This is a genomic window from Chryseobacterium viscerum (genome assembly GCF_025949665.1).
In the GTDB taxonomy this organism is placed as follows: Bacteria; Bacteroidota; Bacteroidia; order Flavobacteriales; family Weeksellaceae; genus Chryseobacterium; species Chryseobacterium viscerum_A.
The window spans coordinates 379,522-387,692 of the sequence record NZ_JAPDFT010000003.1 but is presented as its reverse complement, the minus strand read 5'-3'; the positions used below and the strand labels follow the sequence as shown (position 1 = coordinate 387,692).

Annotated in this window: 6 protein-coding genes; 4 read left to right on the top strand and 2 right to left on the bottom strand. The window is 35.0% G+C overall.

The genetic code is table 11. From position 1 onward, the window contains the following. The first annotated feature begins 913 nt into the window (after positions 1-913). A complete protein-coding gene (locus OL225_RS18665; protein WP_264519203.1) occupies positions 914-1,111 on the top strand; it encodes a hypothetical protein in 198 nt (65 codons plus the stop codon). Positions 1,112-1,193: 82 nt separating this feature from the next. Here OL225_RS18665 and OL225_RS18660 read toward each other — a convergent pair whose 3' ends face one another. Next, complete coding sequence (locus OL225_RS18660; RefSeq protein ID WP_047377694.1) at positions 1,194-2,822, bottom strand: acyl-CoA carboxylase subunit beta; 1,629 nt, start codon at positions 2,820-2,822, stop codon at positions 1,194-1,196. 382 nt (positions 2,823-3,204) lie between these two features. On the opposite strand from OL225_RS18660, the gene OL225_RS18655 reads away from it, so the two are divergent. Genes OL225_RS18655 through OL225_RS18645 form a run of 3 tightly spaced genes read left to right on the top strand, consistent with a single transcriptional unit; the run spans position 3,205 to position 5,930 of the window. Beyond that, on the top strand, positions 3,205-4,083 hold the full coding sequence (locus OL225_RS18655) for a DMT family transporter (RefSeq protein WP_264519202.1): 879 nt from the start codon (positions 3,205-3,207) through the stop codon (positions 4,081-4,083). A gap of 13 nt (positions 4,084-4,096) precedes the next feature. Further along, positions 4,097-5,179 (top strand): PorV/PorQ family protein, encoded by a 1,083-nt coding sequence (locus tag OL225_RS18650; protein ID WP_047377696.1) that lies wholly within the window; start codon positions 4,097-4,099, stop codon positions 5,177-5,179. A gap of 10 nt (positions 5,180-5,189) precedes the next feature. Further along, complete coding sequence (locus tag OL225_RS18645; RefSeq protein WP_264519201.1) at positions 5,190-5,930, top strand: hypothetical protein; 741 nt, start codon at positions 5,190-5,192, stop codon at positions 5,928-5,930. A gap of 444 nt (positions 5,931-6,374) precedes the next feature. On the opposite strand, the gene uvrC is transcribed toward OL225_RS18645, so the two are convergent. After that, on the bottom strand, positions 6,375-8,168 hold the full coding sequence (gene uvrC, locus OL225_RS18640) for an excinuclease ABC subunit UvrC (RefSeq protein ID WP_264519200.1): 1,794 nt from the start codon (positions 8,166-8,168) through the stop codon (positions 6,375-6,377). Positions 8,169-8,171: the final 3 nt, after the last annotated feature.

Below are 8,171 nucleotides of genomic sequence, written 5' to 3'. Positions count from 1 at the left end.
CCGAACACAGAAGTTAAGCCCACCAGCGCCGATGGTACTGCGAAAGCGGGAGAGTAGGCCGCCGCCAGTTTTTATTTTATTTTTAAAAAATCCTTTATCTGATGATAAAGGATTTTTTTTGTTATATACCTAATCCAGCTAAATAAGCAACTACAACTCTAAACATAAGTAATGAGCAATAAGTAATAAACAATAGTCATCACTCATCATTCTGTCATGGCAGATGTTATTATTACCTATTCATCATCCATTACTCATTACTGATTATTCATTACCCATTATTGCTTTTCCCTTCCTGATCTTACTGCTGACTTCTTATTTGTTGTCACAACTACCGTTCACCACACGCAGTTTGTCACTCCGCAGGAGTCTAAACAATACATTTTAAAGTTCTATCATCAACTTTATCTAAGATTATCAAATCACTAAAATATTACCCCCCTGTAGTTCTGTAGCATCCCTTTGAATCCTTTAGACCCTAATAAATGTGGCTGGATTCCTACGGAATGACATAGTTGGGATATTAGATCTTACTATGTAAAATTGACTCTTCCTAATCTGGATGGGATCCCGCAACTCATAACTCATAATTAATAATTCATCATTCATAATTTGTTTTAGCCTAGCCCCGATAGCAATGGTTACCCCGCAACTTGGGTTCGAGAGCATGTGGGTTTGAGTGTGGGAGCGCAATGGCGTGAGGAGTATGAATGGATAGCGGGTGAATGCTCCTAGAAATATTGGCTAAGCTACTTCCTTCTTGCTTTGGGATTACTATATATATGAATCCTACTTTAGGAATAATTTATTTTTTTTTATTTAAATTTCACCAGGTGTTGAAAAAATGGTATATTAGAAAAAGCGTAATCCGAAAAGCTATAATAGAGTAGGAACTATCAAAAACTAAATAACTATGAAAAATCTAGTAAAGATTTCAAGAGAGAGTTTAAAATCATTGAAAGGAAGTGGTGGACCAACATGTCCGGATGATCCGGCATTCGGAATGTGCTATCCGCCGGGATGGCCTAATGGAATTTGTTTGAGCAAATATCAATGCTGTATGAAGCTTGGTGGGCCTATAGAATTTTGTAAAGAAGAATATGGAAAGTAATATTCCTATAATTTAAGGGTATAAATAAAAACACGGCTATTTCAGTTTGAGATAGCCGTGTTTATTTTTATAAGTGTATTGATCAGACTTGAATTACTCCTAAGTTGAATTTCTCAGTAATAGGAGCATGATTAGCCGCTTCAATCCCCATAGAAATCCATTTTCTTGTATCTGCAGGGTTGATGATGGCATCTGTCCATAATCTTGCCGCTGCATAAGTAGATTCAGTTTGTTTCTGATATTTTTTTGAAATTGTATCCAGAATTTCGTTGTGTTCTTCTTCAGTAATTTCTTTTCCTTGTTTCTTTAATGTAGATTCCTGGATCTGAGCAAGTACTTTTGCCGCCTGTGCTCCTCCCATTACGGCCAGATCAGCCCAAGGCCATGCAACAATTAATCTTGGATCATAAGCTTTTCCACACATTGCATAATTTCCAGCTCCATAAGAGTTACCTGTGATAATGGTAAATTTAGGAACTACAGAATTGGAAACAGCGTTTACCATTTTAGCTCCGTCTTTAATGATACCGCCATGTTCAGACTTTGAGCCTACCATAAACCCGGTAACATCCTGTAAGAAAATTAAAGGTATTTTTCTTTGATTACAGTTAGCAATGAATCGTGTAGCCTTATCTGCAGAATCTGAGTAAATAACTCCACCAAACTGCATTTCTCCTTTACCACTTTTAACCAGCTTTCTCTGATTGGCAACAATACCTACAGACCACCCATCAACTCTGGCTGTTGCACAGATAATACTCTTGCCATAATCCGGTTTGTATTCTTCGTATTCAGAATTATCCACAATACATTTAATAATTTCATAGGTATCATATTGCTCAGCTCTTGAAACAGGCATAATTCCGAAGATATTTTCAGGGTTTTCTTTTGGCTGGAAACTTTCAATTCTGTCAAAGCCAGCTTTTTCAGTACTTCCGAGAGATTTCATGATGTTCTTGATTCTATTCAAAGCATCTTTATCATCTTTAGCCTTATAATCTGTTACTCCTGAAATAGAGCAGTGAGTGGTGGCTCCTCCCAATGTTTCATTATCAATACTTTCACCGATAGCTGCTTTTACAAGATAGCTTCCGGCAAGGAAAATAGAGCCTGTTTTATCTACAATCATGGCTTCATCGCTCATAATAGGCAGATAGGCTCCTCCTGCTACACAACTTCCCATTACAGCAGAAATCTGGATGATTCCCATAGAACTCATCTTAGCATTATTTCTGAAAATTCTTCCAAAATGTTCTTTATCCGGGAAGATCTCATCCTGCATTGGAAGATAAACACCAGCGGAGTCTACCAGATAGATAATAGGAAGCTTATTTTCCATTGCAATTTCCTGTGCTCTCAGGTTTTTCTTTCCTGTGATAGGAAACCATGCACCCGCTTTTACAGAAGCGTCATTGGCAACGATGATACATTGTCTTCCGGAAACGTAGCCAATAACTACTACAACTCCTCCGCTAGGGCATCCTCCATGCTCCTTATACATTTCATATCCTGCAAATGCTCCTACTTCTATAGAATCTGAATCCTTATCGAGAAGATAATCTACTCTTTCTCTAGCTGTCATTTTTCCTTCATCACGAAGCTTTTGAAGCCTCTTCTCACCACCTCCTTTTTTGATTTCAGTGAGTAAGCGATTTATTTCTGATAATTTTAATCTGTTTTGATCTTCTCGTTTATTGAATTCGATATCCATAAAATTTTCAATTTTTTACGCTTAAAGATACTATTTTTATGAGGAATACAAATAGGAAGTAAAACAGTTGTTTAATACTTTGGTTTCTAGTAAATTGTGAAATTTTTAACTAAAAAATATTTTTAAATAATTTATATTTTTTCTAACTTTACATCAGAGTAATGGAGGGTGATAACCTCTGAAAATTACTCTGTTCCTAGTTTATTTTTTTAATAGTTTATTATTTGAAGGCCCTGAAAGTTTAACAAATTTTCAGGGTTTTTTTATGGACTGATCTCTATTTTAATGTTTATTAACTTTTTTTAGATTAAACGTGTCTTTTTATCAATTTTTGTGATTGTGATTTGTAAATTTGCACGTTAAAATTAAAAGGAGATAGGTTATGCATAAATTGGCACTTTTCAGGTTACATTTAATAGTATTTTTGTGGGGGTTCACCGCAATTTTGGGAAAACTAATTCATGCCAATGCTCAGATTCTTGTGTTTTACAGGATGTTGTTTGCCTCTGTTTTTCTCTTTGTATTCATAAGAGTCTTTAAGAAGGAAAGTATAAAGGTTTCCAAAAAAATATTTTTTCAGCTGGCAGCAATAGGTTTTGCAATGACGCTCCACTGGTATTGCTTTTTTTATTCTATTAAAGTTTCCAATGTTTCTATTGCATTAAGCTGTCTTTCCTTGTCTACACTTTTTGCCTCGATTCTGGAACCTATTATTTTTAAAAGAAAGATAGATATCTCTGAAGTCATTATGGGAACGGTCATCGTAGCCTGTATACTATTAATTTTCAAAACAGAGTTTCATTTTAAAGAAGGTATTATTTATGGAATCCTTTGTGCTGTATTTGGGACTGTTTTTTCTGTTTTTAATGGTAAAATGTTTGGTAAAACGAGTTCAGGGAATATTATTTTTTATGAAATTTTCTGTGGTTGGTTTATTTTAATGATATTTTATTTGCTTTCAGGGCAAATTTTTCAAATGAATGAAATAAACTACCGGGATTTGGCGTTAATATGCTTGTTAGCCAGTGTTTTTACCGCTTTTCCCATGTTAGAATCAGTAAAATTAATGAAGTATATATCACCTTTTACTTTAATTTTAACAGTTAATTTAGAACCTGTCTACGGAATTATACTAGCTTTTTTTATCTTTGGAGAATCAGAACATATGAGCCCTATATTTTATATTGCTTCAGGAGTTATGATACTGGCTATCATTGTAAATGGATTAATTAAAGCCAGAAAAACTAAAAACTTAAACTAAGCATCAAATTTATATGATGAAAAAATATCTTTTACTTGCATTTTCACTGCTGTTTGGGCTGTCTCAATCTCAGATTATCAGGAAATATTCCAATGAATTCTTAAATATCGGAGCCGGAGCAAGAGGTCTTGCAATGGGAGGGGCAGTAATCACCAATCAGGATGATGTATATTCTCCTATGTGGAACCCTGCAGGTTTGATGTCAGTTGAAAGAGACTGGCAGGGTGCGGCCATGCACGCAGAATACTTTGAGTCTATCGCAAAATACGACTATCTGGCGTATGCGAAAGTACTCGAAGAAGGTGTATTTGGTGTTTCGGTGGTAAGACTTGGTGTAGACAATATTTTGAATACTACCCAGATGATTGATTCTGAAGGAAACATTGATTATGATAAAATCACTAAATTTTCTCAATCCGATTACGCTGCTATCCTTTCTTATGCTTTCAGACCCGGAGGAAATCCAAAATTGGATGTTGGGGTAAATGCTAAAATTGTCTACAGAAATGTAGGTAAGTTTGCCAATGGTTATGGATTTGGTTTTGATGTGGGTGCTATTTATAAAGCAGATAACGGATGGAAGTTTGGAGGTATGGTAAGAGATATTACTACTACCGTAAACTTCTGGAGTATCAATCAGAAAGAACTTTCAACCGTTGTTAACGGAGAAGAATTCAATCCGGCACCTAAAGATAAACTGGAACTAACAATGCCTAAGCTGAATGTAGGTGCCAGCAAATTATTTGAAATCAATAGCAGTGTATATGTATTACCAGAAGCAGGTATCAATGTAGATTTTGCTAAAACCGCTTCATTGATTTCCACAGATTTCGCAAGTATCAGTCCCTATGCAGGAGCTGAGCTGGGGTATCAGAAAATGATTTTTGTGAGATTAGGAATCAACAGATTCCAGTCTATTACAGATATAGAAGATCTTAAGAGAAAAGTTTCTTTCCAGCCAAGTGCAGGTCTTGGGATAAGATACAGAGGGCTTACACTGGATTATGCAATTACAAATTCAGGAATTGGCGGATCTAATTTCTATTCCAATTTCTTCTCCCTGAAACTGGATATGGGAGCATTCAGAAACGATTAAAATAATAAAAATGAAAAAGGTATCAATGTTCTTGTTAGCAATATGCTCAACAATGATTTTTGCACAAAAAGTTTCGGACTACAAATATGTTGCAGTTCCTGAAAAATTTGAAACATTTAAGGAAGATTATAAGTTTAAAGACTTTTTCACTAAAGCTATGGCAGGGAAAAAATATATAGTACTTCCTGTTATTAAAGATAATTGGCCTACTGATGCTAAAAATAACTATTGTAATGTGGTTACCGCTGATATTCTGAATGATAAAAGTTTGTTCAAAAATAAATTGCTCGTCCAGTTTAAAGATTGTAATAATAAGATGATCCAGGAATCCAAAGGAAGCTCAAATATCAAAGATTTTGAAACTGGTTTACAGGATGCTTTGAAACAAGCTTTAATGAGTGTACCTATATCTAACCCTGTCGCATTATTACCTGCATCCACTAATGGTCAGAATACATCTCCTGAACCAGCTGCATCTGTTGTGTCTACAACGGCTCCGGAAGCAAATAACTACTCAAATGGTAAGCTGGATCTTCAAAAGATTCAGATTGATTCCAATCAGTTTATCTTAGCAAAGTCTGGCAGCTCCGTACCGTTTGCCGTTTTCAAAGCAACTTCTAAGAATTCAGTTTTCATGGTAAAACTCGCTGATGGAAATACTACTATTGGATATTTTGAAAACGGGGGCATTGTGATAGATATCCCACAGGCTGACGGAAGATATTCCAAAGAAACTTTTGTGGCAAAATAATCTGAAAATAAATAACAAAATAAACATAAAAGGCTCTTGAAAAAGAGCCTTTTATAATATATATGCTGATGTGTTTTTCATTTTTTGGAAAGTTTGAAAAGGTATTTGTATTTAGATTTTCTACAAGAAACATATACTATACAGAAACAAGAAGTAGTTATTATCCGTAAGGGTAAATGAAAATGTAAAAAGATTTATAAAATGAGAAAAATTTTCATAGTATTATCGTTATTAGTTGATAATACTAATTTATGAAAAAAATATAAATAATACTATTATTTAATAAAATATTTATTTATTTACATTTTTCATTGATAAATTACCTTTGTGTTTAAAGGAATGTTGCTTCTTATCACTTGTTGATGAAATAGAAAATAGATATAAAATTTTATAAAAAAGAACTATTTTATTAGTGAAAAAGAACTGTTGAACTATGCCAGGTCATCAATTGGCATTAAAAAATTCCCAAATCATTTTCCCCTTACTTTTCCCTAAAATTTCTTCCAGGGTTTCCATATTGGCTTCTTTGATACGTTTTACAGACTTTAGTTTAGACAGAAGCAGCTCAATTGTTTTTTCTCCAACACCGGGAATTTCTTCCAGTTCAGATTTAATGGTAGAATTTTTCCTTCTAGTTCTGTGGTGCTTTACCCCAAATCGGTGAGCTTCATCACGTACACGCTGCAGAATTTTTAAAGTCTCGGATTTTTTATCCAGATATAAAGGAATAGGGTCTTCAGGAAAGAAAATTTCTTCCAGTCTTTTGGCAATACCTACAATGGTAATTTTTCCGTAAAGTCCCAATAATTTCAGGCTCTTTACAGCAGAAGACAGCTGTCCTTTTCCTCCGTCTATAAGAATCAACTGGGGAAGATCTTCACCTTCATCAAGCATTCTTTTGTAACGGCGGTAGATTACTTCTTCCATCGTAGCAAAATCGTTAGGCCCTTCCACTGTTTTAGGATGGAAGATTCTGTAGTCTGCCTTACTCGGTCTGCCATCTTTGAAAACAACACATGCTGAGACAGGATTGGTTCCCTGAATATTTGAGTTATCAAAACCTTCAATATGTCTAGGTTCTACCGGCATTCTGAGAAGCTTCTGCATTTCTGCCATGATTCTGTTAGTATGCCTTTCAGGATCTACAATCTGAACCTGTTTTAGTTTTTCCAAACGATATTCTTTAGCATTCTTTTCAGAAAGCTCTACAATTCTTTTTTTATCACCAACCTTAGGAACGATCAGTTTTACATTCGGAATTTCTACAGACAAATGAAATGGCAGCAGAACTTCTTTGGAATCAGAAGAAAACTTTTGACGGATTTCGATTAATGCTTCCTCCATAATATCTTCATCTGTTTCTTCAAGAATCTTTTTGATCTCAGTAGTAAAACTTTGGATGATATTTCCATTTCTGATTTTAAAGAAATTGATATACGCCGCAGTTTCATCACTGGTCATTCCAAAAACATCCACATCATCAATATTAGGATTAACGACAGTGTTTTTAGCTTGATAATCCTCAAGAATATCAAGTCTTTCCTTAATGATCTGAGCTTGCTCAAACTGAAGACTGGAGGCCAGTTTCATCATCTGATTCACCAGATAATCCTTCGCTTTCCGGAAATCCCCTTTGATTATGCCACGGATCGCATCTATCTTTTCATCATATTCTTCCTTACTTTCAAGATCTTCACAAGGACCTTCACAGTTTTTGATATGATATTCCAGGCAGACTTTATATTTTCCTTCCGCAATCTTTGCCGGAGAAAGATTCAGATTGCAGGTTCTGAGTTTGTAAATATGCTTGATGGTATCCAGTAAAATCTTTGCTGGACGTACTTTTGCATAAGGACCATAATACTCGGATCCATCTTTAACCACATTTCTGGTGAGAAAAATTCTTGGGAAATCTTCATTCTTGATGCAGATCCATGGATAGGTTTTGTCATCTTTCAACATGACATTATAAAACGGCTGATGTTCCTTGATCAGGTTATTCTCCAATAAAAGTGCATCGTACTCACTGTTTACAATTGTTGTTTCCAATCGCTGGATTTTACCGACCATTATTTTGATCCTGTATCCGGAAAGGTTTTTGTTGAAATAAGAGAGAACCCTCTTTTTAAGATTTTTAGCTTTCCCAACATACAAAAGCTGTTCGTTTTTATCATAGTAACGATAAACGCCGGGTTCGGATGGTAAGGTTTTGAGCTGTAGTTCTAAAGAAGGATTCATATA